Raw genomic sequence first — 24014 nt, 5'->3', positions numbered from 1 at the left:
GCTTCAGCCGCCGGTGCCGCGCGGTCCGCGCAGCACCGCGAAGGGGACGAGCGCGCCGAGCAGCAGTACGCAGGCGAGCGCGATCCAGCCGGCCGTGCCGAGGGCGAGGACGACGCCGGTCATCAGCACCGGGCCCGCGACCCGGTTGGCGACGGTGCGGCTGGTGTTGAACAGCACCAGGTAGGCGCTGCGTGCCCGTTCCGGTGCCAGGTCGAAGGAGAGGGTCCACGAGGCGCCGACCTGGAGCAGTTCGGCGAACGTCAGAAGGACGACGGCAGCTCCCAGCACCAGCAGCGCCGCCCGGGATCCGAAGCCGGGCGCGGCGGCGAAGGCCAGGGCGCCGCAGCTGAGCAGCACTGCCGCGGTCGCGTACGCGTACCACGCCCGGCGCGTGGTGCTGTAGCAGCGGTTGAGCGGGTACTGCAGGGCGATGCACAGCACGGTGTTGACGGCGTACAGGATGCCGACATAGCGCTCCGGTACGTCGGTCGCGGTGACGAGCCACAGCGGGAAGGCCACGTTGAGCACCGGCATCCAGAGCGACACCAGTGCGTTGTACGCGGTGAAGCCCAGCAGGCGGCGGTCCTTGAGCAGATCCGCGACACGGGCGCTCTCGACAGCCCTCACGCCCTCCTCTCCCCGCGCGGTGGCGTACACCACTGCCACCACCACATAGGCGAGTGCGCCACCGATCAGCAGCGGCCGGAACGCTCCGGGCGCTCCGGATCCCAGGGCGACTCCGGCGATCAGACCGCCCAGGCTGATGCCGAGGTTGACGACGGTGCGCTGCACGGCCATCACCTTCGCGCGCAGGCTCTCGGGGGCTCGCGCGCCGACGTACGACTGCACCAGCGGGGGCGAGGACTGCTCGGTGACGGCGATGACGGTGACCACGAGGAGAAAGCTCCACCAGCCGTCCACCCACAGATAGCCGACGGTGGCCAGCGCGCGCAGCAGCATCACACCGATCAGCACCGGCTTCGGCCCGAAGCGTCCGGCCAGGCGGGCGAGGGGCACGGCGGCGGCGATGGCGATCGCCCCGCCGATGGTGAGGCCGGTGCCGACGGAGGAGGTGCTGAGATGAGCGACCTTGACGAAGTAGATGGTCGAGACGGCGAGGAACAGTCCCGTGCCGGTCCACTCGATCAGCGTGGCACCCTGCACCATCGGCAGGAACTGCCGGTAGTCGGGGTTCGTCCGCCGCCCGTCAAGGGTGGTGCTCGCGCTCATGGTCAGTGCTCCTGGTGCTTTCGGTCGAAGAAGAGGCCTTCGCGGCGCAGTTGTTCCACGGCGGCGGTGATCTCCTTGACGACGCCCTGCTCGGTCGCCCAGTCGTCGCAGTAGAGCGTGTCGCGGTATTTGCCGCCCCCGTCGGCGGCCAGGCAGACCGCGAGCCGGCCGTCCATGTAGCCGTTCTCCTGGTCGGTCAGGAGCGCGCGTACGGCACAGCCGCTGGAACCCCCGAGTACGAGTCCCACGTCCTCGGCGAGGATCCGGCAGACGGCGATCGCCTCGATGTCGTCGACGTGCACGGCACGGTCGTAGCTGTGCGGCCCTTCCAGGAAGGCCGACGGCCGACTGGCTCCGATGCCCGGCAGCAACCGGCGTCCGGCACTGCCGGCAACGGCGAGCGAGCCGCGTACGTCCACGGCGACCGCGGCGACATCGGGCCGGTGCGCGCGCAGATGTGCGCTGATGCCGGCGAGGGTGCCGCCGGTGGAAACCGGTACATACACCGCGCCGAGATCCGGTCCCGCCTGCTCGGTGAGTTCGGGTCCGGTGGTGCGCCGGTGGATGTCGGGCGAGGCCCAGTTCTCGTACTGGTTGGGCCAGCGGTACGCAGGGTTGTGGGCGCACAGCTCCCGCACCGTGCGCAGCCGGCTCAGCAGGTAGCCGCCCTGGCCGTCCGGCTCGTCGACGACGATGACCCGGGCGCCGCGGTCGGTGAGCATACTGCGGGTGGCGTGCGGGGTCTTGAGATCGACCACCGCGAGAAGGGTGCAGTCGATGGCGGGCAGCAGCCGGGCCAGGGCCAGACCGAGATTGCCGGAGGTGGATTCCACCACCACCGTGCCCGGTCTGAGCGGTCGTTCGTCGTCCAGCGCCTGTAACAGCCCCACGGCGCTGCGGTCCTTCACCGATCCGGTGGGGCCGTGTTCCTCGAGTTTCAGTCCCAGACGCCGCACCCGGCCCCGGTGGGCGGCGTCCAGGTGGAGTAAGGGAGTCTTACGGAGGGCCCGTGCCAGGACGGGTTTGACACGCGGCACTGCTTCCCCCTGTGCGATGCGTCTTTGACCTTTTCCATGGTTCGACCGGTCTGCCCCGCTGCGCGCACTCAGACCCTAGGCATTCAGCGCCGCTGTCACCACGCCACTGCCACGAGCACCTGTCGCTCTTGGCCAGAACCATGCTTGACGGCTTCCCGCACCCCTTCGCTTTCCTGCTGCCGGCCCCAGCGCTGACGGATGTCCGTCTCGGCGGTCCGCCGCGCACGGGGTTCGGCGGGCAACTCGAAATGGCCGGTTCGTTGTAGCGGGAACCGCCCCGCCCACGTGGGGACACGGGCGGGGCGGTTCTGTCGTCGTACGGACGGGCCTACGTGGTGGCTGCGGCCAGCCGGTGCAGTGAGCCGGACCCTCAGCAGATCCGTGGCAGCTGCTCCCCGACCGGCAGGTCGACCACCCGCGTACCGCCGAGCCCGGTGCGGGCCACCACCATGCCCGGGTGGGCGTCCACCGCCTGCCCGATCACTGCCGCGTCCCGGCCCAGGGGGTGCGCACGCATCGCGTCCAGGACCGCGTCGGCGTGTTCACGCGGTACGAACGCCACCAGCTTCCCCTCGTTGGCGACGTACATCGGGTCGAGCCCCAGGATGGCGCAGGCACTGGCCACCGGCGGAGGGACGGGGACGTGTCGCTCCTGAATCACGACACCGGTACCCGATGCCGTCGCGATCTCGTTGAGGGATGCTGCAAGCCCTCCACGAGTGGGATCGCGCAGTACGTGCAGGTCCGGGGTGACCGCGAGCATGGCCTCCACGAGGCCCCCCAGGGCCGCGCAGTCGCTCTCGATCTCCACTCCGAACTCCAGACCCTCACGCACGCTCATGATCGCCACGCCGTGGACACCGATAGCCCCGCTGACGATCACGACATCACCCGGGACGACACGCTGCGGACGCAGATCGACTCCGGCCGGGATGAGTCCGATGCCCGCGGTGTTGATGAAGATGCCGTCCCCGTGACCCGCCTCGACCACCTTGGTGTCCCCCGTCGCCACCTCGACGCCCGCGGTGCGCGCGGCCGCGCCCAGGGCGTCGGCCACGCGCGCGACGGCGGAGAGCTCGACGCCCTCCTCCAGGATGAATCCGCAGGACAGATAGGCGGCACGCGCACCGCTCATGGCCAGATCGTTGACGGTGCCGTTGACCGCGAGGTCGCCGATGCTGCCGCCGGGGAAGAACAGTGGCCGCACCACGAAGGAGTCGGTGGAGAAGGCCAGCCGGGCGCCGCCCAGCGACACCGTCGCCGAATCACCCAGCTGCGCGAGCGCTTCGCCTCCGAAGGCGGGGGCGAAGATGTGCTGGACCAGTTCGGCGGAGAGCGCGCCGCCACCGCCATGGCCCATCACGATGCGCGGGTGATCGCGCAAGGGGGCCGGGCACGTCCATGCCGTGGGATCGAGCGGTGGGATACCGGAGGGAGGCGTTGCCGAAGCGGATACGTCACCGCGCGTGGGGGTCTCGACGGTCTCAGCCAACGGAGCTCGCCTCCACAGGTGCGGTCTTCTTCATGTCCAGCCGCCGGTAGAGGTAGTACGCGGCGCAGGCGCCCTCGCTGGAGACCATGGTGGCTCCGAGTGGGGTGCGAGGGGTGCAGGTGGTGCCGAATGCCTCGCATTCATGGGGTTTCAGCAGGCCCTGCAGGACTTCTCCGCTGCGGCACTGAGCGGGTTCACGGGTATCGATGCCGGTCACGGAGAAGCGGTATTCCGCGTCGTAGTCCCGATAGCGCGGCGAGAGCCGCCAGCCGCTGCCGGGGATGACGCCGATGCCGCGCCAGGCCCGGTCGGTCACCTCGAAGACGTCCTCCAGCATGGCCAGAGCGGCGGGGTTTCCCTCTGGGCGCACTGCGCGCGGGTAGGCGTTGTCCACCGTGTGTTCACCGCGTTCCAGCTGGGCCACTGTACGGCGCACGCCTTCCAGGATGTCCAGCGGTTCGAATCCCGTCACCACGATCGGGACGCCGAACCGTTCGGCCAGTTGGGGATACTCGCCCACGCCCATGACGCTGCACACATGTCCTGCGGCGAGGAACGCCTGAACCCGGCAGCTCGGCGACTGCATGATCGCTTCGATCGCGGGTGGCACCCGGACATGGGACACCAGCAGACTGAAGTTGCGGATGCCGAGCCTGCGTGCCTGGTAGACCGTCATCGCGTTGGGCGGTGCGGTGGTTTCGAAGCCGATTCCGAAGAACACGACCTCCCGGTCCGGGTTCTGCCGGGCAATCTCCAACGCGTCGAGCGGGGAATACACGACCCGTACGTCGCCGCCCTCGCTGCGGACTGTGAACAGGTCCCGGCCGGTGCCAGGAACCCGGAGCATGTCACCGAAGGAGCAGAAGATCACCTCCGGGCGGGAGGCGATCGCCAACGCCTTGTCGATGACTTCCAGAGGGGTGACGCACACCGGGCAGCCCGGCCCGTGGATCAGTTCCACCTGGTCCGGCAGCAGTTGGTCGATGCCGTGCCGGATGATGGTGTGGGTCTGCCCGCCGCAGACCTCCATCAGCGCCCACGGCCTGGTCACGGTGGAGCGGATCTCGTCGAGCAGCCGCCGGGCCAGTGCGGGGTCCTGGAATTCGTCGATGTACTTCACTGCTGCGCCTCCTGGACCGCTCCACCGGCACCGGGCAGCGGCAGCCCGCCCGCCTCTGCCGCCATTTCCCACGGGTCACCGAACTCTTCCTGAAGCATGCCGAGTTGGGCAAAAAGCTCCAGTGTCTGCCGAGCCGACTCCTCGTCCAGTTTCTGCAGGGCGAACCCCACGTGGACGATGGCGTACTCGCCGACCTGAAGGTCCGGCAGGTACTCCAGACACGCTTCCTTGACCACTCCGCCGAAATCGACGGTGGCCATGCGTGTGCCGTCCCGTTCCTCGATTTCCAGTACTCTGCCGGGCACCGCCAGGCACATGGCTTCTCCTTGCTGTGGTTGATCCGCCTGCCCGGTCGTGCCGGGACACGCCGTCAGTGGGTGGCTGCGCTCCTCCGGGCCACGCCGATGCGGCCCTGGAGCGTGGGTACGGAACGGCTCCGGGCAGCGACCATCACCTGCCCCAGTGCCAGCCCTCCGTCGTTCGGGGGGATCCGGTGGTGCCGAAGCACTGTGAAGTGGTGTCCGCGAAGTATCCGGGCGCAGGCCGAGGAGAGCCGGGCGTTGGCGAACACTCCGCCCGTCAGGGCCACGGTGTCCAGGCCGTACTGCTCACGCGCCAGGACGCAGGTTCTGCGGACAAGGGCGGCGACCGCCTCATGAAAGCGTGCCGCGACGACTCCCGGCGCGGTACCCGCGCGCACATCGTCGACCACCGCCGACAGCACGGGGGCAGGGTCGGCGATCAGTGCGCTCCCGCTGTCCGGTGCGGGAGGGCGCAGGGCGAAGTCGTATCCGTGACAGTCGTCCTCAGCTGTCCCGAGGGCGGCGGTTTCGAGTGCGATGGCGGCCTGGGCCTCGTATCCGGCCCGGTGGCAGATGCCCGTGAGGGAGGAGACGGCGTCGAACAGCCGGCCCATACTGGAGGTGGGGACGCAATTGAGATTGCGCTCCATCTGACGGGCCAGCACGCCCTGTTCGCCGGGAGAGCAGGCCGCCGCGCACGGCAGGTCCGGCGCCCAGCCGATTCCTGCCGCGTGCAGATGTGCCAGGGCCATGCGGTAGGGACGCCGTACGGTGGCGTCACCGCCCGGCAGGGGGACATACGCGAGATGCCCGAACCGGTGGTATCCGTCGTAGTCCGCCAGCAGGATCTCTCCGCCCCACACTGCTCCGTCGTCACCGTAGCCGGTGCCGTCGAACGCGACGCCGATCACCCGGCGGCTGCCGTCAAGTCCGTGTTCGGCCATGGCGGAGGCGATGTGTGCGTGATGGTGCTGCACGGGTACAACGGGCCGCTCACCGGCCAGACGGCCGGTCAACCGCCCCGAGCGGTAGCCGGGATGCTTGTCGACGGCCAGTACCTCGGGTCGCACCCCGGTGATGGTCTCCAGCTGCTGTCCGGCGTGCTCGAAAGCGTCTTGTGTGGCGAGGTCGTCCATGTCTCCGATATGGGCGGAGAGCCAGGCTCTGCGCCCCTCCGCCAGGCACAGGGTGTTCTTCAGGTCGCCCCCCGCGGCGAGGATCGCCGGTACCGGGAAAGGCAGTTCGACGGGCCGGGGAGCGTATCCGCGTGAACGGCGTACGGTCAGCCGTTCCCTGTCACAGACGCGTACGACCGAGTCGTCGCACGGTACGTGGATCGCGCGGTCGTGGGTCAGCCAGGCGTCGGCCAGGCCTGCCAGCCGGTCCAGCGCTTCGGCGTCGTCGGTGACGATCGGCTCCCCGGCCACGTTGCCGCTGGTCATGACGAGAAGACGCGGCCCGGCCGGGTCGCCGGGCAGGCCGAGGAGCAGGTGATGCAGGGGGGTGTAGGCAAGCATCACCCCGAGGTCGGGGCTGCCCGGGGCGACCTCGTCCAACGGCGCCGGGGCGCCCGGTCCGGGGACGGCGCGGCTGCGGCGCCTCAGCAGAACGATCGGCCGTACGGTGCCGGTGAGCAGGGCCCGCTCCTCGGCACCGGCATGGACGAGATGTTCGATGTCATCGATGTCCCGGGCCATCAGGGCGAACGGCTTGTCTCCACGGGCCTTGCGGCGCCGGAGTGCGGCGACGGCCCGGGGGTTGGTCGCGTCGCAGGCGAGGTGGTAGCCACCGAGGCCCTTGACGGCGAGGGTCGCGCCGCCGGACAGGAGTCTGCGGGCCTCGGCGACCGGATCAGTCGCGCACACGCGCCGTGGGGGCCGGTCCGGATCGGGGTGTGGCACCAGCAGATCGAGCCGCGGCCCGCATCGGTGGCAGGCGACCGGCTGGGCATGGAAGCGGCGGTCTGCGGGGTCCGCGTACTCGCGGGCGCAGTCGGGGCACATGGGGAAGCGGGCCATGGTGGTGTGTGCGCGGTCGTACGGCAGACCCGTGACGATGGTGAACCGCGGCCCGCAGTTGGTGCAGGTGATGAAAGGGTGCCGGTGGCGCCGGTCCGCGGGGTCGGCCAGTTCGGCGAGGCAGTCGGCACAGGTGGCCACGTCCGGGGAGACCAGCGTGCGGGAGGGTCCGCCGGTCCGGGAGGCGACGATGGTGAAAGCGGTGCCGCCCGTGGTGGGGACTTCCCTGTGCTCGACGGAATCGAGAACGGCCATGGGCGGCGCGTCCGCCGCGATCCCTTCACAGAACAGGGCCACGGCGGCCGGTGTTCCCTCGACCTCCGCGACAACGCCCTCGGGGGTGTTGGTGACGTGTCCCACCAGGCCCATCGCGACGGCGCGCGTGTACAGGTAGGGCCGGAACCCGACGCCTTGGACGACGCCCCGGACGGTGACCCGGCGGCGCTGCGTCGGCTCACCCCTGGCCGGGCCGGAGCGTGGCGTCGTCACGCGCGGGTCCGCGCCACGGCGCCGGGCGCATCCGTCACGGCGTCCGGCTCGCCTCGGCCGGCAGGCGTGTGGGGCCGGCCGTGAGCGTCCGCGCCGTGCTCCGCGTGCGTGTGGGTGTGGGTGTGGGTGGAGGGGTGGTGCTGGGCCATGACGGGCCGGTGGACCGGGGCGCCGTTCGCGGCGTCCAGCGCCCGGTCGAGGAGCGCCCCGACGCCGTCCCCGCGCCGGGCGGAGGTGAGGAGCACCTCCACACCGGGATTGACCTGTGCGACATGGGCGCGGAATGCGTCCTCGTCGAACTCCACGGCCTCGGCGATGTCCGTCTTGGTGACGAGGACCAGGTGCGCCAGCCCGAAGGCGGTGGGGTACTTCAGCGGTTTGTCCTCGCCCTCGGTGACCGAGGCGAGGACGACCCTCAGCGTTTCGCCGAGATCGTACGAGGCCGGGCAGACCAGGTTGCCGACGTTCTCCACGAAGAGGAGGCGGGTGTCGTCGGGCAGCCACCCGTCGAGGTGCCCGCCCAGCATCCGGGCCTCCAGGTGGCAGAGTCCATCAGTGAGCACCTGCTTGACCGGGGCGCCGGAGCGGGCCAGGCGCGTGGCGTCGTTCTCGGTGGCCAGGTCGGCGGTCAGGGCCGCGACGGGGACACCCGTCTCACGGGCCAGGACCAGTTCGCGTTCGAGCAGTGCCGTCTTCCCGCTGCCCGGGCTGGAGAGCAGATTGACGACCGCGGTGCCGCGGGCGGCAAGTTCGGTGCGCAGGTGGTGCGCTGTCGTGTCGTTCTTCGCGAGTACCGCCTGCTGCAGATCGACCACACGGCACATGGTTCAGCACTCCTCGGACATCGGTTCACGGGTACGTTCGTGCGCGGGGCCGTCGTCCCAGTGGACATCGGCGATCTGCAGTTCGCGGCCCGAGAGCAGCTCCGCAGTCGCCTCGCCGCACAGGGGGCAGCACAGCTGCGGTGGCATGCCGACCGCCCATTCGTCCGCACAGGGCGCGCAGCGCGCTCTCGCCCGTACGGAGTCGATAACCAGCTCCGCGCCTTCCAGCACGGTCCCGGCGCAGGCCAGTTCGAAGCAGAAGGACAGTGCGTCGGGGACCACTCCGGCCAGCTCGCCGATCTGGAGCCGGACGGACGTGGCAGCTGTGGCACTGCCTGCCCGGGCTGCTTCTTCCACCTGGCCGACGACGGCCATGGCGATGGACATCTCGTGCATGGGTCTCCGTCCTGCCCGCGTCATTACACCGGGGGGTCGCGGCCGCAGCCGGGCTGCCTCGCCGATGCCGCACGGTACGTACGCCATTCGGTGCAGCCCGGGGCCTCGACGGATCCGGAGCTGTCACATGCTCCGGATGCGGAAGTAGCGCCTGAGATCGGGCAGTGCCTGCACCACAAGTGCGGCGATGACGGCGGCGGCCGCGCCGCCGATGATGATCTTCTTCATGACGGTGTTCGTCTCCTCAGCTATTGGCCGGACCGGCCACCGACCGTTCGGTGGGCGCGGTCCGTTCGTCGTCCCGCACAAGGCGCAGGATCATGTTCACGGCCTCCGGTACGGCAGCGGCCACGGGACCGCTGAGGCCGATGCCCTCGTCGACGCAGGCGGGTTCGCAACCGACGACCAGCGTGCGTCTCGGGGGAATGCAGCCCGTCCCGGCGCACAGGGTCGCCAGCAAGGTCAGGACCGCGTCGGGGGACATGCGGTGGCCGTCGAGCAGAGCTTCCTGCGGCTCGATCCGGCCGGGCCGGTCGGCCTCGATCAGATACAACGTTCCGGGATCGCCGCCACGTTGGGTGGCATCGATCAGGACCAGCGTGTCGTATCCGTCGAGGAGCTGGTACGCGAGGTGGACTCCGCGCACCCCGATGTCCACCGCTTCGACATGGCCGGGCAGGGGGTCTGATGCCAGTCGTCGTACGGTCTCGACGCCGAAGCCGTCGTCGCCGAGGAAGATGTTTCCGACGCCCGCGACCAGAGTCGTCGGTCTCTGTGCCGAGGGCGGTGTCACGCGTCCTCCGCAGGCGCGACCTCGTCGGGCTGGAAGTAGAGGAATCGCCCCTGTTCACGCCGGATGTCCGCACCCGGATCTCCTTCCACGGTGACCGCGAGGTGCACTCCTCCGTCCACGTCGCGGAGTACTGCTTCGACCAGTGCGCTGCGGCCCTGCAGAAAGAGGTCCTGGGCGTCGGTGCGGCGCAGGCCCGGCCGCAGCAGTACGCGGCTGCCCACGCCAACCGACCGGCCGTCCACCAGGACCCGGTCGCGCGCCGGGTCGGCCCCGGTATCGCCGGCCGGGTCCCACCACGGTTGCTCCGGCCGGATCAGGTCGTACGCGCCGGATCCATCCGGCACATGCGGAAATCCGTCCGGCGGAGCCGCTGCGGGCGCGCCCGGCTCGGTGACCTCCCGCAGGGCCCGCACCGCGCCGTGCAGCCGCTCCAGAACCTCGGGGGGCATCGAGTCGGCCAGGTCGATCACGGCGGCCGCCCGGTCGTCCGTCCCCCGTGCCTCGCGCTTCTCCTGGTCCGTCAGGGCCGCCGTGCGCAGCGCGAGGATCTCGTCGATCTCCGTGGAGTCGTACAGCGCTCCGGGACTCTCCGGGGCGATGGCCGGGTGGTCCTCGAGGATGATCGGGGACGAGAGCACCACGTCCGCGCGGCCCGGCTCACCCGCCAGTACAGGCCAGGTGTGCAGATTCCGGCAGCCCGCGACCGCTCCCTTGGCCCACTCTGGAGGGTCCGTCATGGACAGGAACGATCCTGCACTGAGTCCCAGGAGAAGGTGGGCGGCCACCAGCGACCTGGGCAGAACGGCGTCGCGGTCGGCGTCACCGGCGTCCGGCGTCCATGGGCTGGTGTTCTCCACGACGGCCGTCAGTCGCATCGCCCGGTAGGGGCCGTCGAGTTCGGCAGCGGACAGCCTTACCGCGCCGCTGATCTCCTCGCAGCGGCGCACCAGGCGGCCCACGATCCGGCCGTCCTCGTCACGGATGGTTTCGGTCTCCTCGCGTGCCGGGCGCGTGAAGGGGACGACCACACCGTCGCCGGCGAGCTCTCCCACGGTGGCGAGCGCTTCGACCCGTTCCTCCGCGCCCTCGTCCCAGGGGACCAGGACCCGGTCGGTGAGGTGGAGTTCGGGAACCGTTTCGAAGGTGCCGTCGTCGCGGATCTGCTGCACGGTGCGCCGTTGAGCGTGCAGGAACCGCACCTCGGCCGCCAGAGTCGCGTCGGCCCTCGGTTCCATCAGACACTCGGTGTGCTGGAAGTCGTGCTCGTCGGCGGCTGTCGCCCAGGCCGGTGGTACGAGCACCCCGAACTGCCAGCGGAGCCGGTTCTTGGCCGCCGACGCTCGGTACGGGTACAGGACGTAGCCCTCGAAAAGGACGGCGTCGGCCACGCCCCGGGCCGGGGCGAAACGGGATTCCCGCGCGGGGGTGAGCGCGGATGCGGTCATTGCGCCGTCCTCTCGGCGAGCCCGGCCAGCCCGGCGTCGGCGGGTCCTCGGTGCGGCGGCCGGAGGGCGATGGTGCCGGCCGCGTCGAGAAGCGCCCGGACGGTCGCGTCCCAGGACGGCAGTGCCTGCCGGGAGCGGAAATCGAGCAGCGCGCTCATGGTGTCGCGAGGAAGACGGATCCAGCCGCACCCGGGGAAGTGCTGATCGACCATCTCCTTCCACGTCGCCACCGGCATCCGCAAGGGCGCCTCCAGGTCCCAGGGCACCGGCTCGACCCGGAAGCCGCCGGAACCGGTGAAAGCCGTACCGGAGAAGAGCATGAGGAGCGGCACCTCACCATCCGTCAGCGCGTTCAGGTACCGCGTCGCGGCGATGTCCAGGTCATACGTGCAGGGCACGACGACATCCGTCTCGGTCACCCCGGTGAACGCGGGAACCATGACCTGGACCTGGGCGAACTGAACGGGCTGGAGCGTGTTGCCCCAGCGTGAGCGCTCTCCGAAGAGGTCTGTCAGCCCGTCCGCCTCGGTGCGTTCGTAGCCGCGCCGGGCCGGCTCGATGCGGATCTGGCAGCGCAGCGCGAGTGCGTGCACCCGCGCTTCTTCGGACGCGGTGATGCGGAGCCGGAAGACGAGGGTGGGACCGGCTGCGTACGGGTCGGCGCGTACGCCGGTACAGGTGAAGGTGAAGTCCGTCATGGCCGTCGCTCCCCCTCTGCCGGCCGGGCGCGGTGTTCGATGTGTTCGAAGAAGGCTCGTAGGTCGGCGCGGGCCTCGGCTCCGCCGTCGAAGCCCTGCCACAGCAGCCGCATGCGTCCCACCAGCTCGTAGCAGATGTCGATCGGGACCAGATAGCACTCGGCCCGGCCCTCGGAGCGACGCAGCAGCAGTGCTTCCACGTCGGGTTCGAGAAGTTCGGAGAGACGGCTGCCGCCGAGCACCGTCTGCCAGGTCGACGGGTCGAGTTCGCTCTCGGTGGCTCCGGCAGGGCTCGGGTAGAGCGCCACCAGCCGGTCCAGTGCGGCGTTGCGGAAGAAGAAGGCGACGCTGACCGGGATCTGCAGGAGTTCCCATGCCCGGTCGTCGAGATGGTGGTCGTGGTCGACCAGGTAGCGGTCCGGGACGCTCAGGAACCGGCCGTGGGCAGCGCCGGTCCGCGCGAACAGTTGGGCGCACGGGGTGCAGGCGCACGCCAGGGAACGTTGCTCGGTGTCCACCAGATGCCGGTGGTTCCCCTCGGTCACCGGTACGCCGCAGAGTTCGCACCGCTCCTGCCGGGGTTCACGCGGTGCCGCGAACCGCCGCAGCGTGTGCACGCCCGAGGTGGGCGTGGGCCGTCCGGCCCACGTCATGGGCGCGCTCATGGCGTCCTGACCGGGGCCGGACGGGCGGTTGCCGCGGCCTGGGGCGGACGGGTTCCGATCTGGAGGAGTGTCGGTTCCTGAGCGGCGGAGACCGGTTCCATCTCCACCGCGGTCACCTCCGGTGCGAAGCAGGCCAGGGAGTCCTCGACGGACTGCTGAACCGCCGACGCGCCGGAGCAGCCGCAGCCGCCCGTGCCGGCGGTCCGCAGGCGCAGGGTGCCCGTGCTCTCGTCGAAGGTCACCATCTCGACGGGATCACGGACGGCTGCGAGGGCCCGCCCGATCCGCGTTCCGGTGTCCTCGGGGTGCAGGTCGTGCAGGACCAGCAGGCTCGACACGAGGTCGTCGCCCAGGAGCCCGTCCAGGGCGTCACCGGTCTCGCGGCCCGGTGCGGCTCGGAGCCCGTCGAGGATCCGGGCCAGGCCGGCGCCGTAGAAGTCCATCAGGACCCGCACCAGTTCCTCGGCCGCCGCCGCGGCCTGCCGGTCACCGGTGGCCGTCAGTTGCTCAAGAACCTCGTCGATGCGCCGTCCGGCCTGCTCCGCGCCGGAGGTGCCTGTGGCCGCGCTCATCCGCCCAGTCCGCTCAGCCCGGTCGGCACGTGCATCTTCTGCACAGTCTTTCCCCCACCGACGTACATGTGGACGCCGCACGGGAGGCAGGGGTCGAAGCTGCGTACGGTGCGCATGATGTCGATTCCCTTGAAGTTCTCCGGCGGGTTCTCCTCGAAGATCGGTGTGTTCTGCACCGCGTCCTCGTAGGGCCCGGGAGTTCCGTAGGTGTCCCTGGTGCTGGCGTTCCACGGCGTCGGAGGGTAGGGGTGGTAGTTGGCGATCTTGCCGTCCCTGATCACCATGTGGTGCGACAGCACGCCGCGTACGGCCTCGGTGAATCCAACGCCGATGCTCTCGTCCGGGACGTCGAACTTCTCCCAGGTCTGCGTACGTCCGGCGCGGACCTCCTCAAGCCCCTTCTCGGCGCAGTGCAGCGCGATCGCGGCCGCGTACGCCTGGAAGTAGGTGCGGGCGCGATTGCGCTCCAGCGCGTTGCTCCACTGCGGGATCTTCCACTCGAAGGTGGTCTCGGGCTTGGTGATCGTGCGCGGCAGGTTGATGACGACGCTGTGGCCGGTGGCCTTGACGTAGCCGACGTCGACGAGCCCGGACAGCGCGGTGGACCAGAGGCGGGCGAGGGGACCGCCGCCGGTGTCCAGGGCCAGGTGGTCCTTGCCGTCGAACCAGCGCGGTGACATCACCCAGCTGTACTTGTCGTCGAAGTTCCGCTTCTGCGGCGCGGGGATCGTGTGCTGGTTCCACGGGTGGCGGGGGTCGATCGGGTTGCCGAGCGGGTCGTGGGTGACGAACTGTTCCTTGCCCTGCCAGTCGTCGTAGTACGAACTGCCCAGCAGGATCCGGATGCCGAGGTTGATCTGGGTGAGGTCGTTGGTGACCAGCTTGCCGTCCACGATCACACCGGGGGTGACGAACATCTTCCGTCCCCAGTCGCTCATGTTGGCGTACGTGAAGTCGCAGTACTCCGGGTCGTTGAGCGCTCCCCAGCAGCCGAGCAGCACGCGCCGGCGACCGACCTCTTCGTACCCGGGCAGGGCCTCGTAGAAGAAGTCGAACAGGTCGTCATGCAGGGGCACGACCCGCTTCATGAACTCGACGTAGCGCATGAGGCGGCTGAGGTAGTCGGTGAAGAGCTGGACGGAGGCGACCGTGCCCACACCGCCCGGGTAGAGCGTGGAGGGGTGCACATGGCGTCCCTCCATCAGGCAGAACATCTCCCGGGTGTAACGGCTGACCTGGAGGGCCTCGCGGTAGAACTCGCCCTCGATGGGGTTGAGCGACCGCATGATGTCTGCGATCGTCCGGTATCCGTGCTCCCCGGCGTGCGGCGCTTCGGTGCGCTCGGCAAGTTCCAGGACACCGGGGTTGGTCTCGCGGACCATCTTTTCGCAGTAGTCCACCCCGACCAGGTTCTCCTGGAAGATGTTGTGGTCGAACATGTACTCCGCGGACTCGCCGAGGTTGATGATCCACTCGCCGAGGTGCGGCGGCTTCACGCCGTACGCCATGTTCTGCGTGTAGACGGAACACGTGGCGTGGTTGTCGCCGCAGATCCCGCAGATGCGACTGGTGATGAAGTGCGCGTCCCGGGGGTCCTTGCCCCGCATGAAGACGCTGTAGCCGCGGAAGACCGACGAAGTGCTGTAGCACTCCGCGACGCGCTTCTGCTTGAAGTCGATCTTCGTGTGGATACCGAGACTGCCCACGATCCGGGTGATCGGATCCCAGGCCATTTCCACCAGCCCGCTGCCGTCGCCTGCGGCCTTCGTTGTCGGTGCCATCGTATGTGCCGTAGCCCTTCTGAGAAGCGTGAGGTGAGATCGTCACCGGAAGGTGTGGAGTGCGCTCGGTGTCCTGGGCGTGGTTACCACGGGGGCCGGTAGCCGGTGGTCAGCCGGTCCCTCTTGTGCCGCCATCTCGGCTCCTTGTCCACGGTCTTCGCCGTGATCGCCCGGAGCCTGCGGACGACCGCCCCGTACGCACCGCTGGCGCGGCTGGAGACCTTGGCGCCCGGCGGTTCGTCCATGAACGGCATGAACTTGTCGGGGAAGCCCGGCATGGTGCAGGCAATACAGATGCCGCCGACGTTCGGGCAGCCTCCGATCCCGTTCATCCAGCCGCGTTTGGGTACGTTGCACTTGACGACGGGGCCCCAGCAGCCGATCTTGACCAGGCACTTGGGCGAGTCGTAGGTCTGGGCGAACTCACCCTGTTCGTAGTAGCCGGCCCGGTCGCACCCCTCGTGCACGGTGGCGCCGAACAGCCAGGCCGGACGGAGCTTGTCGTCCAGCGGGATCATCGGAGCGGATCCCGCCGCCTGGTACAGCAGATACGTCAGGGTCTCGGAGAAGTTGTCCGGCTGGATCGGGCACCCCGGCACGCACACGATCGGGATACCGGCCTTCGACTTCCAGTCCCAGCCGAGGTAGTCGGGCAGACCCATGGCGCCGGTCGGGTTACCCGCCATCGCGTGGATGCCGCCGTACGTGGCGCAGGTCCCGATGGCGACGACGGCCAGGGCCTTGGGCGCCAGCCGGTCGATCCATTCGCTGGTGGTGACCGGCTGGCCGGTCTCCGGGTTGTCACCGAAGCCGCACCAGTACCCCTCCGGCTTGATCGTCTCGTTCGGGATGGAACCCTCGATGACCAGGACGAAGGGATCGATCTCGCCGCGCTCGCCCTTGAAGAACCATTCGATGAACGTGTCCGCGCCACCCACGGGACCGGATTCGAAGTCGATCAGCGGCCAGTGGACCTCGATCTTGGGCAGACCTGGCAGCGCACCGGTCACGATCTCTTCGATGCTCGGCTGCATCGCGGCGGTCAGTGCCACCGAGTCGCCGTCACAACTCAGCCCCGCGTTGATCCAGAGGATATGGATCGGGGACTCTTCTCCGGTGTCCGCAGCGGGTGCGTCCACGGTGTTCGACGTTGCTGCATCCATGAGGATGCCTCCCTGGAAAGAGACACACGAAGGCCGATATATCGACCCTCACTGTTCTTGGTATCAAGCGCTCGGTGCGGATACCGCGCGGTGCGCCGCCAGTCCAGTGACGTCGGACTTCCGACCGGGCCACTGCTCCCCCGCAGTTCGGCCCGTGGAGGCCGGAACGAGGTGCTGCGGCCGGCCCGGCGGGGGATCCTTGAGCACGAACGCGCGCCGCAGTGCGTGGTAGGACGACCGTGGATCGAAGAAGGTCCGCCGCATCTCGGTGAGCTCCTTCTGCCGGTAGTCGGCCAGGGGCCTGTGGGCCTCGTCCCGTTCCCGTCCGGTCTTCTTCGCGGCGATCCGCGACCGCGCCGCGGGTGACGCGGCGAGATGGGCCGCCAGCCGGACGACCTCGCCCATGAACGACTGCGCATCGCAGTCGACCCTCCGGTCGGCCAGACCGAGCCGCACAGCCGCCTCGGCGCTCACCGGCAGCGCCTTGTCGGTGAGGCGCTGCGCTGCGGCGGCCCCCACCCGGCGCGGCAGCGTGTACGTCCAGTACTCGGAGCCGTACAGCCCCATCAGGCGGTAGTGCGGGTTCAGCACCGCCCCCGACCTGCACCAGACCTCGTCCGCGGCCAGGGCGAGCATCACCCCGCCCGCGGCCGCGTTGCCGCCCATGGCGGAGACGACCAGCCGGTCGGTGGTGGTCAGCACGGCCTCCACGAGGTCGTCCATGGCGTTGATGTTGGCCCAGGACTCCTTGCCGGGATCGGCGGCGGCCTCGATGACATTGAGATGGATGCCGTTGGAGAAGAAGTCCCGGCTTCCGCCCAGGACCAGTACCGAGGTGGGGCGCCGGCAGGCGAGCCGGTAGGCCTCGTGCAGACGTCGGCAATGGCTCGTGCTCATCGCACCGCCGGGGAAGGAGAACGAAAGGATTCCGGCCCCACCCTCCTCCCGGTAGTCGATGTCGCTCCACCTACGCCGGCGCCCTTCCTCGTACGGCGGCGTGGGATGCTCCGGCAGTGCGGGCAGACGCCCGGCCAGTGCCGTCACAGCGGGCAGTTTGAACGTGGCGGGCCCTCCCGGACTGCGGCGGGGACGAAGCTCGGGGATCCACACCGCACCATCGGTCGTCGCCCGGCAGACGGCCCCTGACCGCACGGCCACCAGCTCGCCCGGCCTGCCGCGCAGTTCGCGCTCCGGGTGCCCGCCGTGCAGAAACCACTCGGCCCCGAGCAGTTCGTCGCGTACGCCGGGGCAGGAGTCGGCGGCACGCAGCTTGCGCAGGACCGCTTCCGTGGAGTCCGCCTCCCAGTCGATGCGACGGTGCTCCTGACGGAGGAACGGCCGCGTACGGATGCGCAACTCCGCATCCCCGCCGGACTGCGGACGCGGAACGTACGTACCGGACGCAAAGCGCTCGACGGCGAGATGCACGGCCCGCAGCGCGGCGTCGGACACTTCGTTGCGGTACAAATCGCTCTTGCCCACCGGGGGCACCGGGAAGGTGGCCGAGGCCCAGATGTCCCCGGCATCCATCTCCTCGTCGGCCTGCAGGACCGTCACACCCCATGTGTCCGCACCCTCGTGGATGGCCCAGTCGAGCGAGGAGGGCCCGCGATCGCCCGGGGGGCCCGGGTGGACGACCAGGCAGGTGTGCGCCGTCCACACGTCCCGGGGGATGGCGGTCTTCAGCATCGGGGCCAGGATGAGGTCGGGTACGAACTCGCGCACGGCCCGCCGCAGCGACGCGTCGCGCGCGGAGCTGTCCCGCGGTGCGAGTTCCACCGCTACGGCGTGGCCGCGGTCCCTCAGTTCGGCGTGAACACGCTGAGTGAGGCTGTTGAACGCGCTCGCCACGAGCAGGATGTGCACAACGATCTCCCAACGCCCTGATCCGTCCCGGTCCGGGCAGATTCGGATCATCCGATGGTCAGGCATGACTGACGTGTCATCACCGGCAAACGGCCGCGAAGTCACCCGAAAGCGAACGCATCGGCGACCACTCAGGGGAACCCTGTCGCGAGCCCCGCCCGTTCCCGGACCAGCCGCGCTTCCACCTGGGGCAGCCCGATCCGCAGGGCACGGTCGCCCTGGCAGCCCGTTACGCCGTTGTCGGCTCTTGATGCAGAGGCGTGATGACCCGAGATTTCGGCTGATGGGTGATGCAGCAGGTCATCGGACCGACGGGCGACAGCAAGCGCACCGGAAGGGGCGGTACGGGCCAGGGCCCGCACCACCCCTTTTTTGTCTTCTGCTGCAACCCGCTGCGCGTCCCACCGCACTGGAAGGGTGGGACGGTCCGCACCAGCGGACCCGGCGAGGAGCCCCGACGATGCGAATCGATGACTAATCCGTTATCTTTACGTGATTCGCGACGCAACTCCGAGTAATGCCTTGGCCTTTACTGTCGCGCAGTCAGAGAGGGCGGAGCATACGGCCACCTTCTGTGGGCGTTTCAGTCCGATCAGCAGCCGCACGGCCTGACTTGAACTTGAGGGTGCACATGCCATACATCGGCCAAGAGGAATGACGCCGCTGCCCGCCGAGTGCGGGGAGGCGTCCGCGGACCCGGGGAACACCGGAACGGGATGACGTGTCGCAGCGGACGAGCAAGGACCACTACATGTGTACGGGCACGGTCGTAGTCTGCGGCCGACCCGGCCTGTCACGGCTGGACGGAATGACACAGCACAACATATTCAGCAGAGCGATGCATGCCGCTCGGAGCGCGTCGGGGCTCGGAACGAGAAGCCGCAAAAAAGCAAAGCGGCCGCGCCTGCCAGGCAGGCCGGACTACCCGCGAACGGGTCGGCGCGGGTGGCGAAGGTGGGTGCCCTCGTGGCGGCTGGCCCTGAGCTCGTTACTGATGTTCGCCGCAACGCTCGCGACCGTGGTGGGCATCGCCTACGCACGCACGGACATCCCCAAGGATCTCAATGCGTTTGCCACCCAGCAGGACACCGTCTACTACTGGGCCGATGGCTCACCCATGGCCCGTACGGGCTGGGTGAGCCGCCAGGAGATGCCCCTGTCGAAGATTCCCGACGATGTCCGATGGGCCGTACTGGCGGCCGAGAACGCCGACTTCTACTCGGATCACGGCATATCGATACAGGGAATCACCCGCGCGCTGTGGCGCACGGTCGGCAAGGGGGACACCCAGGGCGGCTCGACCATCACCCAGCAGTACGTCAAGAACGTCTACCTCTCGCAGGACCAGTCCTTCTCCCGCAAGTTCACCGAGATGCTGCTCGCGGTCAAACTCGACCGCCATGTGAGCAAGGACAAGATCCTTGAGGAGTATCTGAACACCAGCTGGTTCGGCCGGGGCACCTATGGCCTCCAGCGCGCGGCCCAGGCCTATTACGGCAAGGAGGTCACTCAACTCAACGCCAGCGAGGGCGCGTTCCTCGCGTCCCTGCTCAAGGGGGCCTCGCTCTACGACCCCGCCGTCAACCCCCGCAACCGTGTCCGTGCCGTCGAACGGTGGCAGTGGACGCTGGATCGCATGGTGGAGATCGGCAAGCTGAGCCCGGCCGAGCGTGCCCGGTACACCGCCTTCCCCGAGCCGAAGCCGTCTCACAAGCCGAACAGCGCGGGCGGGCAGGACGGTTATCTCGTCCAGCTCGCCGAGACGTACGCCAAGCGTGCCGGCCACATCTCCGACGCACAATTCGATCTCGGCGGCTACCAGATCTACACGACGTTCGAGAAGCCGCGGATGACCGCCCTCACCCGGGCTGTGAAGGATGCGCGCGCCACGCTCGATCCCGAGCGGCGCAAGGCCGATCGCCATGTCCGGTTCGGGGCCGCATCCGTTGCCCCGGACGGCCGGATTCTCTCCGCCTACGGCGGGCCCGACTTCGAGCGGCAGGCCTTCAACGAGTCCAACGCGAGTACGGTTCCTGCGGGTTCGGCGTTCACGCCGTTCGTCTACGCCGCCGCCCTGGAGCACGGCGTCGCGCGCAAGCGCAACGGCCCCCGTACCGCCGTCACGCCTTCGACCGTGTACGACGGTGACGACGACATCCCGGTCATGACGCCCGAAGGCCCCTACTGGGACCGAAGCGGGAAGATGGTCAAGGGCCACAACGACGGCAACCACTCCTACGGCCGCATCGCTCTGCACGACGCCATGGCGAAGTCCGTGAACTCCCCCTTCCTCCAGCTCGGTATGGATACGGGGCTGAAGCAGGTCCGCCGTACGGCCGAGGCAGCCGGGCTGCTCCCGTCCAGCTTCGGCCTCCCCGTCCCCGCGTTCTCGATGGGCAACTCCACACCGAGCGCCATCCGCATGGCCGACGCGTACGGCATGTTCGCGGCACACGGCATGCACACCGATCCGTACTCGGTGCGCAGGGTCACGCGCAACGGCGAGCCGGTCCGGCTGGATCTGCCGCGGGCGAAGCGCGCCGTGCGGTCCGCCGTCGCCGACGAGGTCACCGCATCGCTCGCACGACCCGGCGGGGAAAGCGGCGTAGCCTCCGCCTCCCCGGTCGCCACAAAGGCCGGAACCACCGAGGACGACACCGCGCGCTGGTACGTCGGATACGACCGAGCCACGTCAACGGCCGTTGTCATGTACCGCATGGACCTGACGAAGAGTCTCGAGCCGCTGCCGCTCAAGGGCCTCGGCGGTGCCTCCGCGGCCGACAGGAAGTTCCCCGCCGAGATATGGAACGCCTACACGGAAGCCATGATGAAGTGACAGATACCAGAAAAAGGCCCGCCGTTCACCGAATACGGGCCCGCTTGAAGCCCCGTATCGTCCTGGGCCTCGCGGCATGTCTTGTGGCGTCGGGTTCCGCGGCGCTCATCCCACTGGCGTCCGACGATTCGTCGGACCATGGAACCCCGCAGCAGGGCACGCGCACCGTCGCCGCCCCGAAGCCCACCGGCCGTGCGCATCGCGGAAATGACGGTAAGAAGACGGAAGAGGAGAAGTGGGACGGGAAGGTCAGGATTCTGGGGGACGGTTCCACGTCCTACACCGGTCCGCAGCCTGACCAATTGAAGGCCGAGCGGCTCAAGCCGGGTGAGAAGCCACCGCAGTTCGTGGTGTTCTCGTGGGACGGTGCGCTCGAGGGCGACGATCGCATGTTCTCGCGCTTCCGCCGTGCGGCGAAGGAGAGCAACGCTCACATGACGTTCTTCCTCACCGGTATCTACCTGCTGCCGAAGGAGAAGAGGAACCTCTACGAGCCTCCGCAGCACAAGCGCGGAGCGGCTGCGATCTCGTACCCGACACGCGAGCACATCCGCATGACGCTGGAGCAGCTCGGCGGCGCCTGGCGGGAGGGCAATGAGATCGGATCCCACTTCAACGGCCACTTCTGCGAAAAGAAGGGCGGTGGGGACTGGAGCAGAGCCGAGTGGATCAGCGAGATCAACCAGTTCTACTCCTTCGTGCAGAACTGGAAGACGAACACAGGCTTCACGGACCTCGACCCGCTGCCGTTCGACCCAACCCGCGAGGTTGTCGGTGGGCGGGCCCCCTGTCTTGAGGGCCAGAAGGCCCTTCTGCCGGCTACCAAGCCCTTCGGATGGCGTTATGACGCGAGCTCTCCGGGGGACTTCCAGATCTGGCCGTCCAAGAAGGACGGCATCTGGAACCTCCCGCTGCAGTTGCTGCCGTTCCCCGGCAAGGACTTCCAGGTGCTGTCCATGGACTTCAACTTTCTCTACAACCAGTCGGAGGGCAGCACCGAGGGCGACCCCGCGAAGTACGGAGCGTGGCGCAAGGAGGCCCGGGACGCCTATGTCGCCGGATTCGAGAGGGTGTTCAACGGCAACCGCGCACCGCTGTTCATCGGCAACCACTTCGAGAACTGGAACGGCGGGATCTACATGGATGCCGTAGAGGAGACGATGCGAGAGGTATGCCCGCGCAAGGAGGTGCGCTGCGTGTCCTTCCGTGAACTGACCGACTGGCTCGACGCACAGGACCCCAAGGTCCTGGCCCAGTGGCGGACACTCGACCCCGCCCAGCCCCCGAGCTGGAAGCAGTAGGCGTCAGACGGTCCGCTCCGATGCCTCTCGGAGCGGACCGGTGCCGGTGGGTGCGGGCAGTGGTGGCACGGTCTTCACCGTCGCCTTGCTCGAGGCGGGGCACGAGCACGCCTGCAGGCGAGGCGCTCCCGGCCGGGTGACCCGCTTCGACGGCCACTGCACGGCAGCCGGTCACCTGCGCGAGGAGAATCAGATGCCGCCCACCGACCCTTTCGCGGCTTCCCGGCCTGGTCTCCTCCCACATCCAGCAGGGGTGCGGGCACTGGATCCAGCAGGATCGCGCCGCCGACGTCGACCGCCTGCTCATCGAACGGCTGCGCTCTAGGCAGGTGCGCGCCACCGGGTGAGCGGCGGCACCGCATGCGATGTCCGGTGACCACGCCCTCCGGGCCCCGGCCACCGGACGGGCCGCCGAAGTCAGGGCTTGAGGCTGCTCACGACATCGGCCGTGGCCGTCAGGCCGTCCTGAATGGTCGGCGCCATGCTCGTACCCGCGAGGAAGAACCCGAGCATGGCGCAGACCAGCGCATGCGAGATCTTCAGCCCCCCGTTGCGGAGAAAGATCACCGCAAGGATCAGCAGAAACACCACCAGTGAGATCGAAATGGCCATGGCCAACCTCCTCCGCCGCGCCGGAATGCGGCATTCGGCCGCCAGTGTGGCGTAGCGGAGAGGCCATCCGGCGGACTGGCATGTCCGCCATATGGGTGTTGCCTGGCTGTCACATTCCGGACGGTGCGTCCGCGTCCGGTCAGCCGTCGAGGTGAGCGGCCTCGGTCTTGGCGTCGCTGTCATGCATGCGGAGGAAGTGTTCGAGTCCTGCCAGGTCGTCGGTGTTGAGGTGGTCGACCCCGGCAGCCAGCAGCTCGGTCCATATGGCGTCCCGCTCCGGCCCCGCGACGTCGGGCGTGGCCCAGAAGCGGACGCGTTGGCCGCTTCGGTGGGCCGTGGCGACGAGCGAGCGCAGTTTGTCGCGTTCGGCCACGGGGAAGGGGCCCGCACCCAGCCAGCTGAAGTTTGCTCCCCAACTGCTGCTGATGAGCGGGATGAACGAGGCGGTGGCCGCGGTCCCGAGGTCGTCCGGCCGGCCGTCGTAGAAGGCGTATCGCGTACGTTGCGCCTCCATCGGGACGCGGGCTGCCCGGTCGCCGGAGATGACGGGTGTGATCGCGCCGGGCCGTATCCGGCCGTGGTGGTACGACGTCAGCATCTGCCGATAGCGCCGGAGCTGCCGGTCGAGTTCCAGGTAGGCGGCCGCCCCGTCGGTCTTGATGTCGATCAGCAGCTGAATGGGTTCGCGGTAACCGGGGTGGACCGTGCCGTGGTTGGCCCGGACCCTGGCCAGCAGCGGGTCGAGGTAGACCGAGGCGAGCGTACGGGTGGGGTCGAGGTCGGTGACCTCGTGGGCGACCAGCAGTTCCCCGTCCACGAGGAAAATGTCTGCCTCGACGCTGGTGAAGCCGTGGGCGAGCGCGTCGTGGAGAGGGCGCGTGTGCAGGTAGTCGTTGTGCGCGTGGGCCCGGCGCAGCGGGCGCGGGCGGGAGCGGCCCGCGGTCTGGGATGCGGCGGACGCTTCGGATGCGACGGCCGTCTGCAGGGGCAGGACTGCGCCTGCGGCCACGGTGGCGAGCGCGGTGGTGACGACGCTTCGGCGGGTCGGGAACGCCATGGATTCTCCCGGGAGCATGGGGCGGATCTGAGGGGCGGACCAACCGAGTATGCGACCGTGATACCTGCAATGGGGAGGCACGTCACAAGAGTTGACCGGGTCGTCGTCCGCTCGTCGACTGCCGTTTCCCTGGCCGGGCCGGGTCCGTGAAGGCAGCCACTTCCCGGGAAGAGTCAGGGATGGCCGCCCGCCCCTTGAACACGACCTCCTCGGGCGCACCGAAGTTCGGTGCGTAGACGCAGTAGTCGGCCTCCCGCAGCCGCGGGCACAGGCCCGCCCAGTTGGCATAGGCATTCACCCAGGTTCCGTGAAGGTGC

At 69.1% G+C, this 24014-nt stretch carries 21 protein-coding genes; 2 read left to right on the top strand and 19 right to left on the bottom strand.

Features of this window, described 5'->3' with window-relative positions; all coding sequences use genetic code 11:
• Positions 1–3: 3 nt before the first annotated feature.
• The 17 genes from ACZ3IC_RS25030 to ACZ3IC_RS24950 all read right to left on the bottom strand — a co-directional run bounded on the left by ACZ3IC_RS25030 (position 4) and on the right by ACZ3IC_RS24950 (position 17891).
• Positions 4–1230: an MFS transporter gene (locus ACZ3IC_RS25030; RefSeq protein WP_467419398.1), complete on the bottom strand. Its 1227-nt coding sequence runs from the start codon at positions 1228–1230 to the stop codon at positions 4–6.
• A 2-nt stretch (positions 1231–1232) separates the two neighbouring features.
• Positions 1233–2267, bottom strand: coding sequence for a pyridoxal-phosphate dependent enzyme (locus ACZ3IC_RS25025; RefSeq protein ID WP_467419395.1), 1035 nt, complete (start codon positions 2265–2267; stop codon positions 1233–1235).
• A gap of 370 nt (positions 2268–2637) precedes the next feature.
• Positions 2638–3693, bottom strand: a complete 1056-nt coding sequence (gene hypE, locus ACZ3IC_RS25020; RefSeq protein ID WP_467419469.1) for a hydrogenase expression/formation protein HypE — start codon at positions 3691–3693, stop codon at positions 2638–2640.
• A 58-nt stretch (positions 3694–3751) separates the two neighbouring features.
• Entirely contained in the window at positions 3752–4879 is a 1128-nt protein-coding gene (gene hypD, locus ACZ3IC_RS25015; protein WP_467419393.1) for a hydrogenase formation protein HypD, read from the bottom strand.
• Positions 4876–5196 carry a HypC/HybG/HupF family hydrogenase formation chaperone gene (locus ACZ3IC_RS25010; RefSeq protein WP_467419391.1) on the bottom strand — a complete coding sequence of 107 codons (321 nt, stop codon included), beginning with the start codon at positions 5194–5196 and terminating at the stop codon, positions 4876–4878. Before ACZ3IC_RS25010 ends, hypD begins: the two co-directional genes overlap by 4 nt.
• 53 nt (positions 5197–5249) lie before the next feature.
• The gene (gene hypF, locus ACZ3IC_RS25005; RefSeq protein ID WP_467419388.1) at positions 5250–7688 is read right to left on the bottom strand and encodes a carbamoyltransferase HypF; all 2439 of its coding nucleotides are present in this window, start codon (positions 7686–7688) and stop codon (positions 5250–5252) included.
• Positions 7685–8512, bottom strand: a complete 828-nt coding sequence (hypB, locus tag ACZ3IC_RS25000; RefSeq protein ID WP_467419386.1) for a hydrogenase nickel incorporation protein HypB — start codon at positions 8510–8512, stop codon at positions 7685–7687. Before hypB ends, hypF begins: the two co-directional genes overlap by 4 nt.
• A gap of 3 nt (positions 8513–8515) precedes the next feature.
• Entirely contained in the window at positions 8516–8908 is a 393-nt protein-coding gene (gene hypA / locus ACZ3IC_RS24995; protein ID WP_467419383.1) for a hydrogenase maturation nickel metallochaperone HypA, read from the bottom strand.
• A 123-nt stretch (positions 8909–9031) separates the two neighbouring features.
• Positions 9032–9136, bottom strand: coding sequence for a DUF6893 family small protein (locus ACZ3IC_RS24990; RefSeq protein ID WP_467419381.1), 105 nt, complete (start codon positions 9134–9136; stop codon positions 9032–9034).
• A 16-nt stretch (positions 9137–9152) separates the two neighbouring features.
• Complete coding sequence (locus tag ACZ3IC_RS24985; RefSeq protein WP_467419380.1) at positions 9153–9701, bottom strand: hydrogenase maturation protease; 549 nt, start codon at positions 9699–9701, stop codon at positions 9153–9155.
• Positions 9698–11146, bottom strand: coding sequence for a hypothetical protein (locus tag ACZ3IC_RS24980; protein ID WP_467419377.1), 1449 nt, complete (start codon positions 11144–11146; stop codon positions 9698–9700). The genes ACZ3IC_RS24985 and ACZ3IC_RS24980 overlap by 4 nt, the downstream gene beginning before the upstream one ends.
• A complete protein-coding gene (locus tag ACZ3IC_RS24975) occupies positions 11143–11844 on the bottom strand; it encodes a DUF6084 family protein (RefSeq protein WP_467419376.1) in 702 nt (233 codons plus the stop codon). Before ACZ3IC_RS24975 ends, ACZ3IC_RS24980 begins: the two co-directional genes overlap by 4 nt.
• Positions 11841–12509: a DUF5947 family protein gene (locus ACZ3IC_RS24970; RefSeq protein WP_467419373.1), complete on the bottom strand. Its 669-nt coding sequence runs from the start codon at positions 12507–12509 to the stop codon at positions 11841–11843. The genes ACZ3IC_RS24975 and ACZ3IC_RS24970 overlap by 4 nt, the downstream gene beginning before the upstream one ends.
• Positions 12506–13081, bottom strand: coding sequence for a hypothetical protein (locus ACZ3IC_RS24965; protein WP_467419371.1), 576 nt, complete (start codon positions 13079–13081; stop codon positions 12506–12508). The genes ACZ3IC_RS24970 and ACZ3IC_RS24965 overlap by 4 nt, the downstream gene beginning before the upstream one ends.
• A complete protein-coding gene (locus tag ACZ3IC_RS24960) occupies positions 13078–14862 on the bottom strand; it encodes a nickel-dependent hydrogenase large subunit (protein ID WP_467419369.1) in 1785 nt (594 codons plus the stop codon). Before ACZ3IC_RS24960 ends, ACZ3IC_RS24965 begins: the two co-directional genes overlap by 4 nt.
• An 83-nt stretch (positions 14863–14945) precedes the next feature.
• Positions 14946–16025 (bottom strand): NADH-quinone oxidoreductase subunit B family protein, encoded by a 1080-nt coding sequence (locus ACZ3IC_RS24955; protein ID WP_467419367.1) that lies wholly within the window; start codon positions 16023–16025, stop codon positions 14946–14948.
• Between the two features lie 63 nt (positions 16026–16088).
• Complete coding sequence (locus ACZ3IC_RS24950; protein WP_467419467.1) at positions 16089–17891, bottom strand: hydrogenase maturation protein; 1803 nt, start codon at positions 17889–17891, stop codon at positions 16089–16091.
• Positions 17892–18699: 808 nt separating this feature from the next.
• Here ACZ3IC_RS24950 and ACZ3IC_RS24945 point away from each other — a divergent pair.
• Complete coding sequence (locus ACZ3IC_RS24945) at positions 18700–20727, top strand: transglycosylase domain-containing protein (RefSeq protein ID WP_467419365.1); 2028 nt, start codon at positions 18700–18702, stop codon at positions 20725–20727.
• A gap of 44 nt (positions 20728–20771) precedes the next feature.
• A complete protein-coding gene (locus ACZ3IC_RS24940; RefSeq protein WP_467419363.1) occupies positions 20772–22028 on the top strand; it encodes a polysaccharide deacetylase family protein in 1257 nt (418 codons plus the stop codon).
• 417 nt (positions 22029–22445) lie between these two features.
• Here the strand turns inward: ACZ3IC_RS24940 and ACZ3IC_RS24935 are convergent, their stop codons facing one another.
• Both ACZ3IC_RS24935 and ACZ3IC_RS24930 read right to left on the bottom strand, forming a co-directional pair.
• Positions 22446–22640 carry a hypothetical protein gene (locus ACZ3IC_RS24935; RefSeq protein WP_467419360.1) on the bottom strand — a complete coding sequence of 65 codons (195 nt, stop codon included), beginning with the start codon at positions 22638–22640 and terminating at the stop codon, positions 22446–22448.
• 139 nt (positions 22641–22779) lie between these two features.
• Entirely contained in the window at positions 22780–23697 is a 918-nt protein-coding gene (locus ACZ3IC_RS24930) for a phosphatidylinositol-specific phospholipase C/glycerophosphodiester phosphodiesterase family protein (protein ID WP_467419358.1), read from the bottom strand.
• Between the last annotated feature and the right edge of the window lie 317 nt (positions 23698–24014).

Source organism: Streptomyces sp. NPDC002958 (genome assembly GCF_055563255.1).
The sequence above is the reverse complement of the archived record's forward strand: the minus strand, read 5'-3'. Positions and strand labels throughout refer to the sequence as shown.

Coding starts and splice junctions, on each gene's coding strand:
- ACZ3IC_RS24990 (WP_467419381.1), bottom strand. CDS start 9,136: ATGAAGAAGATCATCATCGGCGGCGCGGCCGCCGCCGTCATCGCCGCA.
- ACZ3IC_RS24930 (WP_467419358.1), bottom strand. CDS start 23,697: ATGGCGTTCCCGACCCGCCGAAGCGTCGTCACCACCGCGCTCGCCACC.
- ACZ3IC_RS25010 (WP_467419391.1), bottom strand. CDS start 5,196: ATGTGCCTGGCGGTGCCCGGCAGAGTACTGGAAATCGAGGAACGGGAC.
- ACZ3IC_RS24980 (WP_467419377.1), bottom strand. CDS start 11,146: ATGACCGCATCCGCGCTCACCCCCGCGCGGGAATCCCGTTTCGCCCCG.
- hypB (WP_467419386.1), bottom strand. CDS start 8,512: ATGTGCCGTGTGGTCGATCTGCAGCAGGCGGTACTCGCGAAGAACGAC.
- ACZ3IC_RS24955 (WP_467419367.1), bottom strand. CDS start 16,025: ATGGATGCAGCAACGTCGAACACCGTGGACGCACCCGCTGCGGACACC.
- ACZ3IC_RS25030 (WP_467419398.1), bottom strand. CDS start 1,230: ATGAGCGCGAGCACCACCCTTGACGGGCGGCGGACGAACCCCGACTAC.
- ACZ3IC_RS24945 (WP_467419365.1), top strand. CDS start 18,700: ATGACACAGCACAACATATTCAGCAGAGCGATGCATGCCGCTCGGAGC.
- ACZ3IC_RS24975 (WP_467419376.1), bottom strand. CDS start 11,844: ATGACGGACTTCACCTTCACCTGTACCGGCGTACGCGCCGACCCGTAC.
- ACZ3IC_RS24935 (WP_467419360.1), bottom strand. CDS start 22,640: ATGGCCATTTCGATCTCACTGGTGGTGTTTCTGCTGATCCTTGCGGTG.
- ACZ3IC_RS24960 (WP_467419369.1), bottom strand. CDS start 14,862: ATGGCACCGACAACGAAGGCCGCAGGCGACGGCAGCGGGCTGGTGGAA.
- hypA (WP_467419383.1), bottom strand. CDS start 8,908: ATGCACGAGATGTCCATCGCCATGGCCGTCGTCGGCCAGGTGGAAGAA.
- ACZ3IC_RS24970 (WP_467419373.1), bottom strand. CDS start 12,509: ATGAGCGCGCCCATGACGTGGGCCGGACGGCCCACGCCCACCTCGGGC.
- ACZ3IC_RS24965 (WP_467419371.1), bottom strand. CDS start 13,081: ATGAGCGCGGCCACAGGCACCTCCGGCGCGGAGCAGGCCGGACGGCGC.